At 40.8% G+C, this 17878-nt stretch carries 15 protein-coding genes, 1 tRNA gene and 1 CRISPR repeat array (1 of these 17 running past the window's edge); of the genes, 8 read left to right on the forward strand and 8 right to left on the reverse strand.

Annotated elements, in window-relative coordinates; genetic code table 11:
- A CRISPR array of direct repeats spans nt 1-626; the repeat unit is 37 nt; unit sequence ATTGCAATTATCTAAAATCCCTATTAGGGATTGAAAC; it begins 1514 nt to the left of the window's first position.
- 132 nt (nt 627-758) lie between these two features.
- On the reverse strand, nt 759-1364 hold the full coding sequence (locus V7K98_RS26345) for a Uma2 family endonuclease (protein WP_335027331.1): 606 nt from the start codon (nt 1362-1364) through the stop codon (nt 759-761).
- Nucleotides 1365-1544: 180 nt separating this feature from the next.
- Here V7K98_RS26345 and ygfZ point away from each other — a divergent pair, with 180 nt between their 5' ends.
- Complete coding sequence (gene ygfZ, locus V7K98_RS26350) at nt 1545-2540, forward strand: CAF17-like 4Fe-4S cluster assembly/insertion protein YgfZ (protein ID WP_335027333.1); 996 nt, start codon at nt 1545-1547, stop codon at nt 2538-2540.
- Between the two features lie 5 nt (nt 2541-2545).
- Here ygfZ and V7K98_RS26355 read toward each other — a convergent pair whose 3' ends face one another.
- From V7K98_RS26355 to V7K98_RS26365, 3 genes are all read right to left on the reverse strand, one after another.
- The gene (locus V7K98_RS26355) at nt 2546-3454 is read right to left on the reverse strand and encodes a DUF5331 domain-containing protein (protein WP_335027335.1); all 909 of its coding nucleotides are present in this window, start codon (nt 3452-3454) and stop codon (nt 2546-2548) included.
- Nucleotides 3455-3502: 48 nt separating this feature from the next.
- Nucleotides 3503-3841, reverse strand: a complete 339-nt coding sequence (locus V7K98_RS26360) for a (2Fe-2S) ferredoxin domain-containing protein (RefSeq protein ID WP_335027337.1) — start codon at nt 3839-3841, stop codon at nt 3503-3505.
- A 91-nt stretch (nt 3842-3932) separates the two neighbouring features.
- Nucleotides 3933-4907, reverse strand: coding sequence for a cysteine synthase A (locus V7K98_RS26365; RefSeq protein WP_335027339.1), 975 nt, complete (start codon nt 4905-4907; stop codon nt 3933-3935).
- 495 nt (nt 4908-5402) lie between these two features.
- On the opposite strand from V7K98_RS26365, the gene V7K98_RS26370 reads away from it, so the two are divergent.
- From V7K98_RS26370 to V7K98_RS26390, 5 genes are all read left to right on the forward strand, one after another.
- Nucleotides 5403-5729 (forward strand): DUF3040 domain-containing protein, encoded by a 327-nt coding sequence (locus V7K98_RS26370; protein WP_335027341.1) that lies wholly within the window; start codon nt 5403-5405, stop codon nt 5727-5729.
- Nucleotides 5730-5745: 16 nt separating this feature from the next.
- Nucleotides 5746-7827, forward strand: a complete 2082-nt coding sequence (locus V7K98_RS26375; protein ID WP_335027342.1) for a dynamin family protein — start codon at nt 5746-5748, stop codon at nt 7825-7827.
- Between the two features lie 236 nt (nt 7828-8063).
- Nucleotides 8064-10283, forward strand: coding sequence for a dynamin family protein (locus V7K98_RS26380; protein ID WP_335027344.1), 2220 nt, complete (start codon nt 8064-8066; stop codon nt 10281-10283).
- A gap of 93 nt (nt 10284-10376) precedes the next feature.
- Nucleotides 10377-11078 (forward strand): DUF305 domain-containing protein, encoded by a 702-nt coding sequence (locus V7K98_RS26385; RefSeq protein WP_335027346.1) that lies wholly within the window; start codon nt 10377-10379, stop codon nt 11076-11078.
- 282 nt (nt 11079-11360) lie between these two features.
- Nucleotides 11361-11864 carry a HugZ family pyridoxamine 5'-phosphate oxidase gene (locus V7K98_RS26390; RefSeq protein ID WP_335027348.1) on the forward strand — a complete coding sequence of 168 codons (504 nt, stop codon included), beginning with the start codon at nt 11361-11363 and terminating at the stop codon, nt 11862-11864.
- Nucleotides 11865-12158: 294 nt separating this feature from the next.
- On the opposite strand, the gene V7K98_RS26395 is transcribed toward V7K98_RS26390, so the two are convergent.
- From V7K98_RS26395 to V7K98_RS26410, 4 genes are all read right to left on the reverse strand, one after another.
- Nucleotides 12159-12232: transfer RNA gene (locus tag V7K98_RS26395), tRNA-Pro, on the reverse strand.
- Nucleotides 12233-12282: 50 nt separating this feature from the next.
- Nucleotides 12283-12648, reverse strand: coding sequence for a DUF1818 family protein (locus V7K98_RS26400; RefSeq protein ID WP_335027350.1), 366 nt, complete (start codon nt 12646-12648; stop codon nt 12283-12285).
- 72 nt (nt 12649-12720) lie between these two features.
- Nucleotides 12721-13260 carry a hypothetical protein gene (locus V7K98_RS26405; protein ID WP_335027352.1) on the reverse strand — a complete coding sequence of 180 codons (540 nt, stop codon included), beginning with the start codon at nt 13258-13260 and terminating at the stop codon, nt 12721-12723.
- 185 nt (nt 13261-13445) lie between these two features.
- Nucleotides 13446-13682 (reverse strand): DNA-directed RNA polymerase subunit omega, encoded by a 237-nt coding sequence (locus V7K98_RS26410; protein WP_335027354.1) that lies wholly within the window; start codon nt 13680-13682, stop codon nt 13446-13448.
- Nucleotides 13683-14190: 508 nt separating this feature from the next.
- Here V7K98_RS26410 and V7K98_RS26415 point away from each other — a divergent pair.
- Together V7K98_RS26415 and V7K98_RS26420 are read left to right on the forward strand one after the other, a co-directional pair.
- Complete coding sequence (locus V7K98_RS26415) at nt 14191-14652, forward strand: tRNA (cytidine(34)-2'-O)-methyltransferase (RefSeq protein WP_335027356.1); 462 nt, start codon at nt 14191-14193, stop codon at nt 14650-14652.
- Between the two features lie 788 nt (nt 14653-15440).
- Nucleotides 15441-17774 carry a peptidoglycan DD-metalloendopeptidase family protein gene (locus V7K98_RS26420; RefSeq protein WP_335027358.1) on the forward strand — a complete coding sequence of 778 codons (2334 nt, stop codon included), beginning with the start codon at nt 15441-15443 and terminating at the stop codon, nt 17772-17774.
- Nucleotides 17775-17878 lie beyond the last annotated feature (104 nt).

The raw sequence follows: 17878 nt of genomic DNA on the forward strand, positions 1-17878 counted from the left end.
ACGATTGCAATTATCTAAAATCCCTATTAGGGATTGAAACGTACCTACGAAATTTTTAACGACTACCCACACTTCATTGCAATTATCTAAAATCCCTATTAGGGATTGAAACTCGTTTCCTCTGCCCGTGTAACGGTTTTCTCATCTTATTGCAATTATCTAAAATCCCTATTAGGGATTGAAACCTTGTATTTGTAACATGAACACGGGTACTGCTACAATTGCAATTATCTAAAATCCCTATTAGGGATTGAAACATTAATCTTCATATGAAAAATGAAGATGCATCTTATGCGATTGCAATTATCTAAAATCCCTATTAGGGATTGAAACGTTTCTGGAGGCTTAATACCTTTTAAAAAATCCGGGATTGCAATTATCTAAAATCCCTATTAGGGATTGAAACGAATGCTATCTTTTTTAGATGCAATATCATCATGAAATTGCAATTATCTAAAATCCCTATTAGGGATTGAAACAGTACTACCACGAGCAGGAATGTATGCACCAGATTCAATTGCAATTATCTAAAATCCCTATTAGGGATTGAAACCAGACTGGTATTGACACTGCTAAAGCTACTGTAGAGATTGCAATTATCTAAAATCCCTATTAGGGATTGAAACTTATGCCGATTCTGATGACGGGGTTGATGTCAGCGATCGCACTATAATTTTTCGCCAAAGCTAAATTCCTAATTGACAGACTGCGATCGCCCTTATGGTGATGGGGTTAATGTGAGCGATGTACTAGCACACTCAACGAGGAAGAATATCATCTAGGCGAAGTTGAAGATAGGGCAGAAGTGGTGATTTTATTAATTGATTTAATCGATATTGTTGTAAAATATAACTGTCTTCAACTAGTTGACAGACAGTGAAAGTAGGTTGTTTCGGTTTACCAATAAATGCGACTCCACCCAACCCTCGATAATCTACAATCCAATATTCAGCAATGCCTAAAAGTGCATACTCCTCAACTTTACGAGCATAGTCAGTTTCCCAGTTAGTACTAACAACTTCAACCACCAGCTTAATTGAGCGTCCCAGCGTAATTACGGGTTTTCGCTCCCAAAGTAGTTCGCGGTCAAGAATAGTTTCATCAAGAACCACAACATCAGGACGACGAACTGTGGCCGCATCCGCGAAAGGGTAAATTAAACAAGTGCGAGGAATAAACCAGGGGAGTTGTTGTGTAACAATTTGTATACCAATTTGGGTTGCAACTTTGCCACTCACCGTTTCGTGGGGGCCAGTGGGTTCCATATTAATTAGTTCTCCGTCTGCTAATTCATAGTGGGTATTCTCTCGGTATTGGGACAGAAAATCTTCTGTAGTGAGGGTTTTTTGGGAGATATATGTCATTGAGCCAATCTCCTGAAAGTATGTTGTTTTAATCTTAAAGTATCTAACTTCTAACAGAATGCAGGGACTTGCCCAATGCGCTTCAGTTAGAAGAAAACCGGAGTTACATTGAAGCCGGAAACGGTTATTTGCTAAGATTTCCAGTGCGACAACATTGAAACAGAGCAACTTCTCACCACCATGCCAACATCTACAATCGACGATAAAGACGCAGCAGCTATCGAAGCCGCCAAATTTGGGGTTGCAATATGCGATCGCACCGCCTGGGGACGCATCAAAGTAGCTGGCGACGATCGCCTCAATTTTTTACACAACCAAAGTACTAATAATTTTGAAATACTCAAGCCTGGACAAGGTTGTGATACCGTTTTCGTCACCTCCACAGCCAGAACAATTGATTTAGTAACCGCCTACGTTAGAGAAGATGCAGTAATCTTACTAGTTTCACCCAACCGCCGCCAATATCTCATGGAATGGCTAGATAAATATATTTTCTCTGCCGACAAGGTGGAATTATCTGATATCACAAAATATACCAACACCTTCAGCCTCATTGGCCCTGGAAGCGACGCTGTTTTAGAAAAATTGGGTATTGGCGAACTCATCGGGCAACCTTATGCTAGTCACAAAGTATACACCATTGCTCCCGCCGAGGGAGTGCGGATTGCTGTGGGTAGTGGATTAGCTGCACCGGGATACACTTTCACTTTCCCTTATACTGACAAAGCGACGGTGTGGAATAAATTGTTAGAAGCTGGGGCAGTAGAGATGAGCGATCGCGCTTGGGATGCTTTGCGAATACTACAAGGTCGTCCAGCCCCAGATTCCGAACTCACAGATGATTACAATCCTCTGGAAGTTGGTTTGTGGCAGACAATTTCTTTTACTAAAGGTTGCTATATTGGGCAAGAAACCATCGCTCGGTTAAATACATACAAAGGTGTAAAACAACACCTTTTAGGTATCCGCCTCAGTGCCCCTGTAGAAGTTGGAAGTGCGATCGCAGTTGGAGATGAAAAGGTCGGCAAACTTACCAGTTATACAGAAACGGCTGATGGTTATTTTGGACTAGGTTACATTCGCACCAAAGCTGGTGGCATAGGCTTAAAAGTTAAAGTAGGAGAAACTGAAGGTGAAGTCATAGAAATACCCTTTGTTTCTCATGAGTACCCCTGAGTAATTCAAGTCAAAATATCTTCTTCTTTATTCCTAGTGCCATAACAAAATTCATCTACCCAAGAAGCTAGACTACGGGCATTAGTGGTTGGTATGACTTTGCTTTTAACATCTTGTGGTTGAATAATCGTTTTTTTGATGTTGCTTTTAAACTCAGTAGTAATTGCTAGCGATCGCACTGGTTTACCGTCAGTGTTAATCTCAGTAGTAATTGCAAGCAATGCGCCTACTGGCATTCGGACAGATGGCGCGTTGCTTTTAACCTCCATAGCTAACGCCACAGATGGCATAGTTTTGACCTTGCTGTTCATTTCACTGCTCATTCTCAGTGCAGAGTGCGATCCTATTGGTTGATATTCCCTTATAAAACCGGAAGCGGGCGTTTTTACCGGAGTATCTGGAGCAATTTTAGTAGCAAATGCAACTACCAACTCAGGTTTGCGGGTGCGAACTACCTCAGTTGTAGCTGTAAATGATGGCGCAAGTTCATCGCCGCGTAACAAGTTAGAGTCTAAAGTTTTGGCAAGAGAATGAAGCGCAATTTTACTAGCAGTTACAGCCGATGATAGATGTTTATCCTCAAAATGCTTCTCATCTGGCGACTCGCTTTCAACTTGGTTGATAGCAATAGAATCCTCTGATTTTGTTAAACGTAACTCTTGATCTGGATTGAAATTAAGACCTAAAGCGGTGACTATTTTATCTGGATCGTTATTCAGATCCAGCATAAAAGCAAGTATTTCATCAAACTGGGGTTCTAAAACAGACAGTGTTGCCAAAATAAAGCCCGACAAAGGACGGCGCAGACCATCATAAGTCCCCCAAATCCGCATTTTGACCAGCCAGGTAATATTTTGCTGGTAGTAAATAAGCCACTTTTGTTTTAACGATTGACGCAGCTGTTGAATATTCATTGGATGCCTCACTTCAGTCAACAAGATTACAGACCCTGATATTGTTAATTAGCTTTCTTTCTGGGGATGAAACCGATAATAGAGCATCTGTTCGACTCTTTGACCACCTAGTAAATGATTTTCTATCAGTAGAGATACTTCATCGGGTTGAACGCTGCTATACCAGGTCATATCGGGTAATATCAGCACCATCGGCCCATTGCCACATTGTCCCAAACAGCTGCTAGCCGTTACTGTTACATCAGGCATTGGGAAAGCCGCAAAAGCTGCTAAAACCTTGATTGCACCTTGCTTTTTGCAGGTGCGATTTTGACAAACCCGTACACATTTAGAAAAAGAAGGTTGGTCTATTGTGGAGAAGTTTGATGGTTGAGTTATGTTTGACATTTTTTAACAAACCACAGAGACGCAGAGGACACAGAGGAGAGGAGAGGGAAATGCAATCCATGCCCAATGCCCCATGCCCCATGCCCAATAACTAATCTACTGAAAATCCTTTTGAGGCTAGCCATTCAGGGTTAAATATCCGCGACTGATACCGGGAACCACTATCACATAAGATGGTGACAATGGTATGTCCTGGCCCCAACTGCTTCGCTAGGGCGACAGCTGCGCCAACATTAATACCTGTTGAACCGCCCATTAACAGCCCATCTTTCCTCAGTAATTGGTAAACTACCCGCAAAGCTTCTTGGTCATCGATTTGAATGGCATCATCAGCAGGTGCGCCTTCCATATTGCCTGTGACACGACCATTACCGATGCCTTCGGTGATGGAATTTCCTTCTATATTGATTTCGCCAGTTTTGACATAGCTATAAAGTGCGCTACCCAGAGGATCGGCAACAACGCATTTAATCGCTGGATTTTGTTCTTTTAAGTACAACGCCACACCAGCATAAGTACCAGCAGTACCTGTTGCAACTGTCCATGCATCTATTTTACCATCTGTCTGTTTCCAAATTTCCGGCCCTGTGGTTTCGTAGTGGGCATGGCGGTTGGCTAAGTTATCAAACTGATTCGCCCAAATAGCATTTTCTAACTCAGCAGCGACTCTGCCAGATAGTTTGACGTAGTTGTTTGGGTTTTTGTAGGGTACAGCAGGAACGCGACGGACTTCTGCGCCTAATGCTATCAGTGCATCTATTTTTTCTTGTGATTGGGTATCGGGAATAATAATTAGGCATTTGTAGCCTTTGGCGTTGCAAATATGCGCCAGTCCAATGCCAGTATTACCAGCAGTTCCTTCTACAACAGTACCACCGGGTTTGAGTAAACCTTTCTTTTCGGCATCTTCGATGATGTAAAGTGCAGCACGATCTTTGACGGAACCGCCAGGATTGAGAAATTCAGCTTTAGCGAGGATTTCACATCCTGTTTGTTCACTGAAGCTATTTAAGCGAATTAGGGGTGTGTTGCCAATAGCGCCAACGAAGCCATTTTTAATATCCATTTTGACTATACCTGTGTGACTATCTATAAAAATTTTGGCTTATAGCGATCGCATGATTTACATCTAATTTCCCTAAAGGGGATGTAAACATGATGATTTCCTCTAGGTTTTGCTGTCTACGCAACTGGCTTGTATTTCTTATTCTCACCCATTCTTTTAGTGAGATAGTAAGAGATTTCCAAAAAATAAATTAATTATCCCTCTTGTGGGTTGGGCATCCTGCCCGCCCTGAATATAGGACGGGTGAGGACACCCATCCCACAAGAAAATTTGGGATGTTTTTTTATTTGTCAGTCCCTAACATTCGTTTTCGCCACAAATTTCCGATAAGCAAGCGCATTTTTTGGTATTTAACTCCAGCTTCAGTTTACCAGGCTATGAAAATCAAAATAGTAAATTTACTGGGGTTGCTAAATATTTACGTAAGTTAGTATACAGCATAAATGATAAGTAAATGCTGACATTTTTTCATTGTCTTAGACGGGATGGACACTGATGACATCTGAAAGGGATCGCCAAAAAGAACTTGAACACCGGGAACGTACATTACGCGAACGAGAAGTTGAATTGCGACTCCGGGAAATGGAAACTAACATCCATGCGACTGATGCAGCTTTTCATCAAACTGTGAAGCATCAGCCAGAAAATTCCCAGAAACCTTGGATGAAAAAACTAATTCTGGGTGGAAAGCTTTTTGCTCTTGGTGTGGTAGCGCTAATTGCAGTGAAAATAGCCTCAGTACTGGCTGGGTTTATTATTGTTGGTGTGCTGGGATGGGTGTCTTACAAACTATTTTTGGAATCTAAAAAAAACAATCTTTAATTAAGGTATAAAATTTATGACAAATCAGGTAGTAACTGACAGATTTATCCAAGATTTAGAGCGGGTTGCTCAAGTGCGATCGGAGATATCTGTGTGTTTGACCAAACTGGCTGAAACAATTAATCAAGCGGAGCTAGCTGGCGATTCTTCATCAGGAAAACTCAGTTTAGAACGAGATATTGAAGATATTACAGTAGCTAGTAAAAACCTTCGCCAAGGTGTATTTCGTCTTTTGGTATTGGGCGATATGAAACGGGGAAAAAGTACGTTTCTTAATGCCTTAATTGGTGAGAATTTATTACCGAGTGATGTTAACCCTTGTACCGCACTTTTAACAGTTTTACGCTATGGGCCAGAAAAGAAAGTTACTATTCATTTTAATGATGGTAAAAGTCCACAAGAGCTAGATTTTCAGAACTTTAAATATAAATATACTATCGATCCGGCTGAAGCAAAAAAACTAGAGCAGGAGAAAAAACAAGCCTTTCCCGATGTTGATTATGCAGTAGTTGAGTATCCCTTAACGATACTAGAAAAGGGAATTGAAATTGTCGATAGCCCAGGATTGAATGATACAGAAGCACGAAACGAATTATCTTTAGGTTATGTAAATAATTGCCACGCAATTCTGTTTGTGATGAGAGCTTCTCAACCTTGTACGTTGGGTGAGCGTCGCTACCTAGAAAATTATATCAAAGGTCGAGGATTGACAGTTTTCTTCTTAGTTAACGCTTGGGATCAGGTGCGGGAATCACTGATTGATCCTGATGATGTCGAAGAATTACAAGCATCTGAGAATAGATTACGGCAAGTATTTAAGGCGAATTTAGGAGAATATTGTACTGTAGAAGGTCAGAATATTTATGACGAGCGCGTATTTGAGCTTTCGTCAATACAAGCCCTCAGACGACGGTTGAAGAACCCCCAAGCTGATTTAGATGGGACAGGCTTCCCGAAGTTTATGGAAGCCCTTAATACATTTCTTACCAGAGAACGTGCGATCGCAGAACTCCGTCAAGTCAGAACCTTAGCAAGACTTGCCTGCAATCATACCCGTGAAGCAGTTGCAAGACGCTTACCATTACTCGATCAAGATGTAGATGAATTAAAAAAACGGATTGATTCAGTGGAACCAGAGTTTAACAAACTCACAGGTATTCGAGATGAATTCCAAAAAGAAATTATCAATACCAGAGATACTCAAGCAAGAACAATTTCCGAATCTTTTCGCAGCTACGTTTTAAACTTAGGTAATACCTTTGAAAACAACTTCTTACGCTATCAGCCAGAATTAAATTTGTTTGATTTTCTCAGTAGTGGGAAACGAGAAGCATTTAACACCGCATTACAAAAAGCCTTTGAGCAATACATCACTGATAAATCTGCTACTTGGACATTAACTGCTGAAAAAGATATCAATGCAGCTTTTAAAGAACTTTCTCGTAGTGCATCACAATATGGTGCATCTTACAATCAAATCACAGACCAAATTACAGAAAAGCTCACCGGACAAGACGTAAAAGTACATACCACTAATACTGCTGAAGAAGATAATTCTCCCGGCTGGGCAAAATGGGCAATGGGATTATTATCGTTGTCTAAAGGAAATCTTGCTGGTTTTGCACTAGCTGGCGCTGGATTTGATTGGAAAAATATCTTGTTAAACTACTTCACTGTAATTGGAATTGGCGGGATAATTACAGCAGTGACAGGTGTTTTGCTTGGCCCAATCGGGTTTGCACTGCTAGGCTTAGGGGTAGGATTTTTACAAGCAGATCAAGCGCGTAGAGAGTTAGTTAAAACGGCGAAAAAAGAGTTAGTAAAACATCTACCACAAGTCGCATACGAGCAATCTCAGGTTGTAGACAAGGCCGTGAAAGAGTGCTTTGATTCTTATGAAAGAGAAGTGAGTAAGCGGATTAACGATGATATTATCTCTCGTAAATCTGAATTAGATAATTTAGTCAAGCAGAAACAAACCCGCGAAATAAATCGTGAGGGTGAGTTCAATCGTTTAAAAAACTTACAGGAAGATGTAATAGCTCATTTGCAAAAAATAGAGGCGGCGTATAGCAACTTATTAGCTTACTACAGCTAAAATTTCTAAATGCCTATAGGGAGGCTTTGCCTCCCATAAATATAAGTAGCTCAATGCAAATAAATCATAGTTTGTAGTAAGGACTTTAGTCATAATAAACTTTGCTATGAGCGATAAATCGCTCACTAAAAACTAGAATTTTATTGTATGTTTAATTATACCAATATAAACATAATAGAGTGAGGCAGTAGCCCCAAAAATCTGCATTACCAGCTACAAGCTGAGAACGAGAAACTATGCAACAACAGCATGAAGGTTATAAGAATTTAGCAGATTCTCTCAAATCTGCATCTGGTTTACTGAATTTAGAACGTAAATCACAATTACATCAAGATATAATTACCATTTGTAATCATCTAGTTAATCCTAGCTTTCGCATTGCGGTATTTGGCCCTTTTAATCATGGCAAGTCTACTTTACTGAATGCCATGCTAGGAAATCGCACCTTACCAATTGATTTAATCCCCACTACCGGCGCATCGATTACCGTTAAGTATGGATCTGATGTGCGAACTCGAATCATGTTGGTAGATGGTACAGAAGTCTATCGCAGTGGCACAGAGATTTTACAACAATTTGCAATTCTTGATGGCAATAGACAGATGCGAAAAGATGTAGCATCTGTAGAAGTTTTTTGCCCGCATCCATTCCTAGAAACAGGCGTAGAATTTCTCGATTTACCGGGAACTAATGATAGAGATGAACAAGATAATTTAGTCAGAGAACAACTTTTAAGTGCAGACTTAGTTATTCAATTACTAGATGCACGGAAGTTAATGACTTTAGGTGAGCGGGAAAACTTACGAGATTGGCTATTAGATCGCGGTATTAAAACAGTTATATTTGTTGCCAATTTTCTTAACTTGCTAGAACCCGACGAGCAAAAACAAGTCCAAAATCGCCTGCTGTTTGTTGCAGAAAGCTTTCGAGCCGAATTACCTCCAGGTTTTAGTAATTTATATCGCGTTGATGCTTTACCTGCCTTAAGAGCCAGATTAAAAGGTGATGTTGCTGCTGCAAATAGTAGCGGGTTAGCAGCTTTTGAAACAGCTTTGCAAAATATTGTAGGGATTTTGCAACCAGATCGTGGTAGTGTGCGTTTGCCTAGAGTGCAAGCGATCGCTTCTCAAATCCAACTCTCATTAAAAGCTAAAATTGACCCAATTGCTCTTGAAATAAAATCTTTTGACGATAAACAAAATAGTAAAATTGAAATTAAACAAAAAGCAGCTAATTTAATTTATAAAGGTTTCACTACTAGTATAGAAGAATTACGCGATTGGCTAGCGTTATCTAAGCTACTCACAAAATATCAAGCTGATGCGGCAGTTGCATTGGCAGAAAATAAATTTAAAGATTGGCAAACAAATACTCTAAAAAAAGACGTGAATAAATTACAATTAACTGCGGTAAAATGGCTCTATCAAGCTTACGAGTTTTTCCAAGAAGAACGACCGCAAGATTTATTAATTCCCTTTCCTAGCGAACCACAAGTAATACTACCCCCAAAGCCAAACAATACTGATGATTTGAGTGAACCTGGTTCTATAGCTGTTGGTGGTGGCATTGGTTGGTTATTAGGCGGCCCAGTAGGTGCTGCTGTCGTCGGGAGCATTTCTTATTTGTTAAACAAGAATATCCAAAAACAAGACGAACAATTAGCAAAGGAATCTTATCATCAGGAAGTTGCTAAACTTTGTATAACTGCAAGTGAAGATTATTTTTCTAGTTTTAGCAGTCAAGGTTTATCAATTTTGGCTGAATATGAACGGCGATCTGAAAAAGTAATTTGCTTTGTTGAATTCAACCAAGAACCACTAGAAATTAATAAAAAACGCGAAAGTTTACAACAATTACAAAATGGTTTCAATCTGTTGCTACAAGAATTAGAAAAAGTCAAAATACTCTCAAATCATCAACCTTATAAAGAAATACCGAAATACACGAATACTAATAGAAAATATTCGCCACAGCCAGAGAGAGTTAAAATTTCCCCTGAAAAAGATCCTGTTGTTAAGCAACAACCGGAAAATACTGTAAAGAATAGTGGCACAAGGGTAGAATCTGTTTCTCCACCGCCAAAAGCTTCTCCGTCTCCGAGAAAAGAAGAGGTTGAGGCGAAATTTCGTGATTGGGAACTCAATGAGGAAATAGCGCGGATGAAAGCAGAGATGCAATCGCCTGGTTCTCAAACTGGCAAACAGCAAAATACAACTCAAAGTAACAAAGCACCCAGTCAACCCAAAAGCCAGACGGAAAAAGATAAGATTACTCGCGCCTACGGCATTTTAGGATTGCAAACTTATGCTTCTCAGGCTGAGATAAAACAGGCTTATCGAACTTTAGTTAAAAAATGGCATCCAGATTTGTTTGTAAATCAGCCGCAACTGCTAAAACAAGCACAAGAAAAAATGCACTTAGTTAATGATGCTTACACAATTTTGAGTGATAAATAAAGAACCAGATCCCTTTAGATTTCATCCTAATTTCATTTCTGGCTGCCAAGCTAGTAAGTAAATATAGAATTAGGAAACTATGAGGTGAGACTTATGCAACTGCTATCTTTGAGGAATGGGTTTTTAGTGTTAACCTTTAGTGCGATCGCCTCATCTGGTGGGTTAATGACAGGGTGTGCTAGTAATGCTTCCCAGAACCAAAGCCAAGTGCCAAAGGCAACCACCACCACTAATGCTAACGACAAGCAGATGATGAATCACGGTGGTGGCATGATGAATCACAGTATGGGAATGGATTTAGGCCCAGCCGATGCTAATTTTGATTTACGATTTATTGACGCGATGATACCGCACCATCAAGGGGCTGTGGAAATGGCGAATGTTGCACAGGTGAAATCAAAACGTCCTGAAATCAAAAAGCTAGCAGACAATATAATCAAATCGCAAAACCAAGAAATCACTCAGATGAAGCAGTGGCGACAAGCTTGGTATCCCAAGGCGGGAGATAAACCAATGGCTTACAACAGCCAAATGGGCCATACGATGGAAATGTCGTCTGATCAAATGAAAACTATGATGATGAGTCAAGATTTAGGTGCAGATGATGCTGAATTTGATTTGCGCTTTATCAATGCGATGATTCCTCACCACGAAGGGGCTGTAACAATGGGGCAAGATGCCTTAAGTAAGTTTAAGCACCCTGCAATCAAGAAATTAGCCCAAGAAATTGTTAAAGCCCAAGAGATAGAGATTAAAGAAATGCAACAGTGGCGAAAAGCTTGGTATAACAAGTAATTCGTAATATGGTTTGGCAAGTAAGCCTTAATGCAGACAATCTCAGTATTATCTTTCAATGCCTTTGATGGCTAGCGATCGCCTCTTTCTTCCTGATTTATTTCATGCATTCTCCGCCTATTTTGTCAATGCGTAAGTCCTGCGTTAATCAAAAGTTTAGGACTAGCTATCATTAAGCCAAATATTTGGCATTTCATGCGACGGTGAACAGCCCATCGTAGATATCGCTCAAGCACGTTACAATAAAGAACTAATTGTTACTAATTAAGCGGTAATTTACTTATGAGTCAACTTGAAGACATTCAAGCTGAGTATGAAAAATTTCCCAAAGAATTTGAGAGTGTAATCATTAGCACCGTGAGCGGACAGGCAATACCTAATGCTAGTTATGCTCCCTTTGTAATGGATGATTCTAAGAATATCTACATTTACGTCAGTGGTCTTTCAACTCATACCAAAAATCTCTATGCCAATCCTCATGTAAGTGTCTTGTTTATTGAGGATGAAGCCAAGAGTAATCTAATTTTTGCCCGTCGTCGTTTGAGTTTTGATTGTGTTGGAACTTTGATCGAGCGTGAAACCGACAAGTGGAATCAAATTGTTGAGCAATTTCAAGGGCGGTTTGGTCAAATTATTGAAGTTTTACGCGGCTTGTCTGACTTTCGCATTTTCCAGCTAACTCCTAGTGAAGGTCGTTTTGTAGTTGGTTTTGGGGGAGCATATCACATCAGTGGTGATAATCTCAATCAACTTGTTCAGATTGCAGGAGATGCTGACAAAAAGTAAGGATGAATTATTCTTGTAATTTTGGTAAGCGTTCAGGGAATATAAAGAAGACAAAAGACAACCCCCAAAATTAAGCAATAAATGTTTAGGGCTACAAGCAGTAAAAATTTTAATAGTACTAACTAACTGTGGTACTTAAGAATGGCAATTAAATAACATACAGTTTATGTCTCTCGCTTACCTCACCCTCAATCCCTCTCCTTTCTAAGGAGAGGGAAGCTAGAGACGGGATGAAAAGCTATTGAAAAACCTGCTAATCTTTTGAAAAGAGTAGCAGGCATGGCTTATCATCAATCGGAGCGGCGGGATTCGAACCCACGACCTCCACTACCCCAAAGTGGCGCGCTACCAAGCTGCGCTACGCCCCGGTCAGAATTACTATTATATAGCAAAACTCTAATATAATCAAGAGGCAACTTTAAAAAACCTTAACCATTCCAGCAGCTTGCAATAAACCTGGAACAGCAGAAGCATCCCATTTACCCTCTACACATCGCCCTGTATTCAAGATGAAGCGGAGAGTGTAATCATGAGGATAACCTTCTACCTCCATCCATAATAAATTGCTTTCGGCTTCACAAGTAATTTTTTCCTCTTCCATTAATTCAGTTGCGAGTTGCTTCATGGTGTCTGCTAACTGTGCTAAGAGACGACAAAAATCATTCAACTCGGCTTCTGTTAACTCAATTGCCCAATTATCTGTACCGACTAAACCTTGAAATTCAGTTGCATCAGGATTCCAGCCAATACGCCAACCAGATCCGGTTTTTATGACACGTTCCATAATTAGAGACGCGAAAAATCTTTGTCTGTACAGGAGTTATGACTTTACAAATCATAATTTCTAACTTTCCCACTATCTCAGTAGTTCAGCACCTCCTCGTTGGGGTAATTGTGGGGTTGCTGATGTACTAGGAATGGGGGTAGTGTTAGGGTTGGGGGATTGGGTATTTTGGGAAGTAGGATTAAATATATTGACTAAGACTTGCACTAAGGCATCTCTCTGACTGCGAGTTAGTCGTGCGATCGCAGCCTTATCGCCATCAATAGGATTTTGACGTAGTGAATCATTCCCCGGATAGGTAGTATCATACATAATTTCATTCGCGCCCAGGTAATCAGCTAAAGTCAGCTTCCAATCCAAACGATAAATTGGGGCACGCCCTTTGGTATAAACGTGATATCTAATTAGGCGATTTGCTAGGGTGTTGTTTTCATCAACTTTCCCATTTTCTTTACTGATATACTTGTTTTCCCGTGGCAAATCTGGCAATTGCTGATAAACTAGCTGCCAAACATCGCCAGGGGTGATTCTCTGAGCATAAGCAGGTTGGATACTAAATAAATTTCGATGTAGTGATTTATCCACCCCTGAACCCAAAACAGTTACACTCATTACCATTAAGGCAAGTAGTAGTACTCTTAGCGGATAGCTATGGTTTACCCCGTGCTGAGTTACGAGTTTTGAGAGGATTGATCTAGGTAGAATTTTTTTCTTGCTCATAGAACGATATTTTGAAATGAGAGTGCTATCAAACTGCATTTTTACTCAGCCGTCGCACTCTCAACTCAGTAGCGTTTTTATAGTTCGCCAATGATCTCTGGCTGAGTCAATTCATCGGACATTTCAATAATTGCCCTTAGCACTGGCTTCATCATTGCATCTTCGTTATTTTCAAAGTCTTCATAACGCCGACGTTTAGCACGATTTGCCACCTGAACCGTAATGCGATAACGATTTGAGGCTGCACCAATCAGTTCCTCAGCACGCTGCATAATCTGAGACTGAGTTGTCTCGAACTTAGAACGCTTTAGCATAATTCAGTGGTTCTTGGGGTCATTCCCTAGTGTAGCAGTAGTGATAAATCTGCTGCTTTGTATTTAATCGCCGGCAACCCGTCTGTTGATAGAGGCTAAGAGCCTTCTAGTCAATTTATAAGTTACTTAATAATACTACCTGATACATCCTTACGGCTGACCTTGTGGAAACTGCTATCAATGCGGGAAACTTTAATTTCCCATGCCCTCTGCCTCTTTCCTACTCCTGTCAGCATCTCATGTCTCTAAACAAATGGTGATTTTCTGGGAGACACGATCCCTAAAAAATACAATCAATTAATTTTTCTACACAAAACTTAATATTTAGCGATTTTAGCTAGATATCCTCTCAGGCGTTGCTCTGTGAGGGTTTGTGTTATTGTTTTAAAAATCTAATCTATAGACGATGCTTGATTATTATTAACAAAACCTATGAATAGCCTCTACCCTTTGGTAGATTTAACATTGAGAATAAATTCTTTTATACAATACGTAGATTATACGGACAATGCCCCAGGTAGTTTTAGTTAACCCACAAATTCCTCCTAATACAGGTAATATTGCTCGTACTTGTGCAGCAACAGGTACGGAGTTGCATTTGGTAGGGCCTTTGGGGTTTGACATTAGCGATCGGTACCTCAAAAGAGCCGGCTTGGATTACTGGCCTTATGTCAAACTGCACTATCACGAATCCCTAGAAGCCTTTAAAATCGTACATCAAGAGCGGGGAGGCAGATGCTTAGGTTATACCGTTCGTGGAAATTTTAATTATGTCAGCTTTCAATTTCAAGCTGATGATTGGCTACTGTTTGGTAGTGAAACTACGGGCTTACCACCAACAATTTTGTCAGATTGCGATGCTACTTTGTATATTCCCATGAGCCAACCAGGGGTTCGCAGCTTGAACTTGTCAGTAAGTGTGGCAATTGGCTTATTTGAAACCCGTCGTCAGTTAGGCTATCTACAATAGTTGTTTACCTTGACTAGCTAAGTATATTTACTTGTAATATCCAAAAATATCTATCTAAACTGGAGAATAGTGGCAGCAATTTTTTTTGGTTACGGCAAAAAGTGTAAAATAATATACCAAAAATTTGTTTTATTCGCTAATTGTAGTGGAAGATACTTACAAAGAGACGAAGGTTATTATAAGAAATTTATATATAAAACTTGAGATAATGCCAAATTTGAATGATAGATTTTGATGAATTCAAAGCATCTTAAATGAGGAACAAAAACGCTAGAATCCCTTCATATCTTGTATTTGAGCTAAAATAGCTCAATGAAGGCTAGAAAGCAGCTAAAAAGTAGCCAATAGTTAATACGGTTGTTTTTTAGGGAATAATCAACGTAAAGTCTCGTGTTGAGAAGACTGATGAAGTAGAAATATCTTGAAGATATCTACAGTAGGGGGCATCACTTTTCCAGAAGTCGCAGCAATTGAATTCTCGGCAGCGACTATGGACTTGGCAAATAATTTGTCTAGTCCCCGCAATTGACGCAAGACAAGCGCGGATAATGGTAAAGAGTAAAACGTCCTAAGTGGTGTTAGGAGTGGTTCAGACAAGTAGACACAGCAAACTTTAAGTTTTGCTAATCCATGTAAACTTGTCTAAATCAGAGAAGCGGGTTAATCTTGCGTAAGCATCTCTGGTGAATGTGATCTCGATCTATCGTTCGTTGCGATCTAAGTCATTGACTAGTATCCAACAGAAAAATCGAGGTCAGTTAAGCGCTAGTGATCATAGGAGGTCGTCTTTGAAACGAGCATTAAAAAAGAGAGTAAAAGCTGTGTTGAACAATAACCCTAACAGCGATGATGCCCCGGTAGAACTGCTAAATGTGATGAATCCAAAAGTTAACCGCCGGGTGCGGACAAAAGCCGCCATGATTGGCTTGGCAATCTCTATGGGAGCAACCAGCCTTTTGGTGACTCGACAAAGCGATCAAGCCCAAGCAGCGGTGCCAGTAGGCAGCCAAAAGGCAACCTCTACAATTCCTGCTGTCCCTGACACTGAGGTGAAATTCGCCTCCACAAAGCTGGAGTCCAAAGCAGTCTCATCAGCGAGCGTGCCGGAAAATCCTGTCATCGTGGAACCAACGGCAGTCTCACAAGTGCCTGGGCTTGAAGCTAAATGGCAAGTCGCGGCAAATGGAATGTCTTTGCAACTTCCGACATCACAAACATTTTCCCCAGCAACAGCGAGTTATAAAAATTCCACCAACCCGAAGCCACAACTGGCACAGGGATTGAGCAACACATTAGCTGAGACTAGTTTCCCAACAGTCAAGAATTTGTCTGACTATAGTGCTAATGGTGCTGGCAGTACAAATGTATTATTGAATGCCCAGCCACAAACAGTGGCAACATCTGGTGCAGTCAACAGTGAAATAAATGCACAGCTTAAGGCGCAACAAGAGTTTGCACTGAATCGCTTACAAGAAAAATCTAATCGGTTAAGAAAAAGTCTGGCACAGTTGCAGTCTGGGGAGACTGAAAACTTATCACAAGCTGATATTGGTTTAGCGCAGCCGACGACTGGAGTTGAGAAAACTGCATTAGCCCAGCCGCTTACTTCTGACGATGCAAGCAAAGCAAACTTGATATCGAAGTTAAAACAGAAGAATCAAACGACTGCAATTGTACCAGTACCAGCGACACCAACAGTTATTGCGTCTTCGGCCCGAACCACCTACGAAGTTAAGCCTGGAGATACACTAGCAGCGATCGCCAGCAGATACAACACTTCAGTCTCAGAACTAGTTAAAGCAAATAGACTCAACAATCCCAATGAACTGAAAATTAGTCAACAACTAATTATTCCTGCTGCTCAAGTCGAGGTAACTGTAGCGAGTCAACCCACTATAGTGAGTAAACCCACTGTAGCGAGTAAACCTATTTTTGTAGAGTCCAGCAAAACTCCAAAAGTAGCTACCTCCCCTATGAACATTGGTAGTGCCAACTCATATCTACCTACTCCCCAATCATCATCTATTGCCGACAACAGTAGCGTTGCCGTCCCTACACGGGTAATTGCGAACAATGAGATTCAGGCGAATAGTGCAACCAACTTAGAAGTAGCCCCTACCACTGTTAGGTCTTATGGTGTCGGTGGTGAAGAGCCAGTGCCAACAGCTTTTGCCGAAATGCAGCAGCCTAAAACACCAACAGATAGAGTAGCACGGGTAAATAATAATGACCGTTTGCGCGGCTTGCAAGGGGAAATTCAGAGATTACAGCAGAAATATCGCGCTCAACAGTCTGGTAGCTTAGTTGTGCCAGCAGCTAGGGAAAGTAATAATGCTGCAATGCTCACTCCTATTTCTACCCCCAATAATTTCATTGTACCTAACTTTGCTGCTCGACAAAATAGTGTAGCGATACCAATTCCAGTTCCTACACCTATTAGTAGAGCTAACTATAGCGCTCAACCAGTTAAGCCCCAATTTAATGCTGCTGTACGCCCTACTGAACCAGTAAACTCAGAGTTCTTGCCTAATCTCGGTTCTGCTAGCAAGTGGACTCCCTCTGGTACTCAATCTGCCACAAGAGTTACAATCCCTCTTGGAAAAGTAAATGCCTCTGAATCATTAGGAATGATGCGGGGAAGGACAGTTTCTCCACAGGTAATACCACCTTTGGCAGCAGTGGATCAATATTTGCCAAGACCTATTGACGAACTGACACCACCTCCATCTACTTCAACCTTAGCTTACATTTGGCCAGCAAAAGGCACCCTAACTTCTGGCTTTGGTATGCGCTGGGGAAGACCGCACAAGGGAATTGATGTTGCTAACTCTACTGGTACGCCAGTAGTTGCTTCAGCTGATGGGACGATAGAAAAAGCTGGCTGGAACAACGGTGGTTACGGCAACCTCGTTGAAATCCGCCATCCTGATGGCAGCACGACTCGCTATGCTCATAACAGTAAAATTCTGGTGCAACCTGGTCAGCAGGTGCGTCAAGGACAAACAATTGCTTGTATGGGCAGCACTGGTCACAGCACTGGCCCACACAGCCATTTTGAAATTCATCCAGCAGGTAAGGGTGCTGTTAACCCAATAGCCTTTTTACCACCAAATCGCGTGTAATTCTTTGACTGTGTGTAACTAAATCGTTACCTTGTTTTGTTGAGGGAGTTTACCTCCCTCTTTGCTTTTTATTAATTCAACAGGGATGAAAGCTGTAAAAAAAT

The sequence above is a fragment of the Nostoc sp. genome (genome assembly GCF_036917435.1).
Taxonomy (GTDB): Bacteria; Cyanobacteriota; Cyanobacteriia; order Cyanobacteriales; family Nostocaceae; genus Nostoc.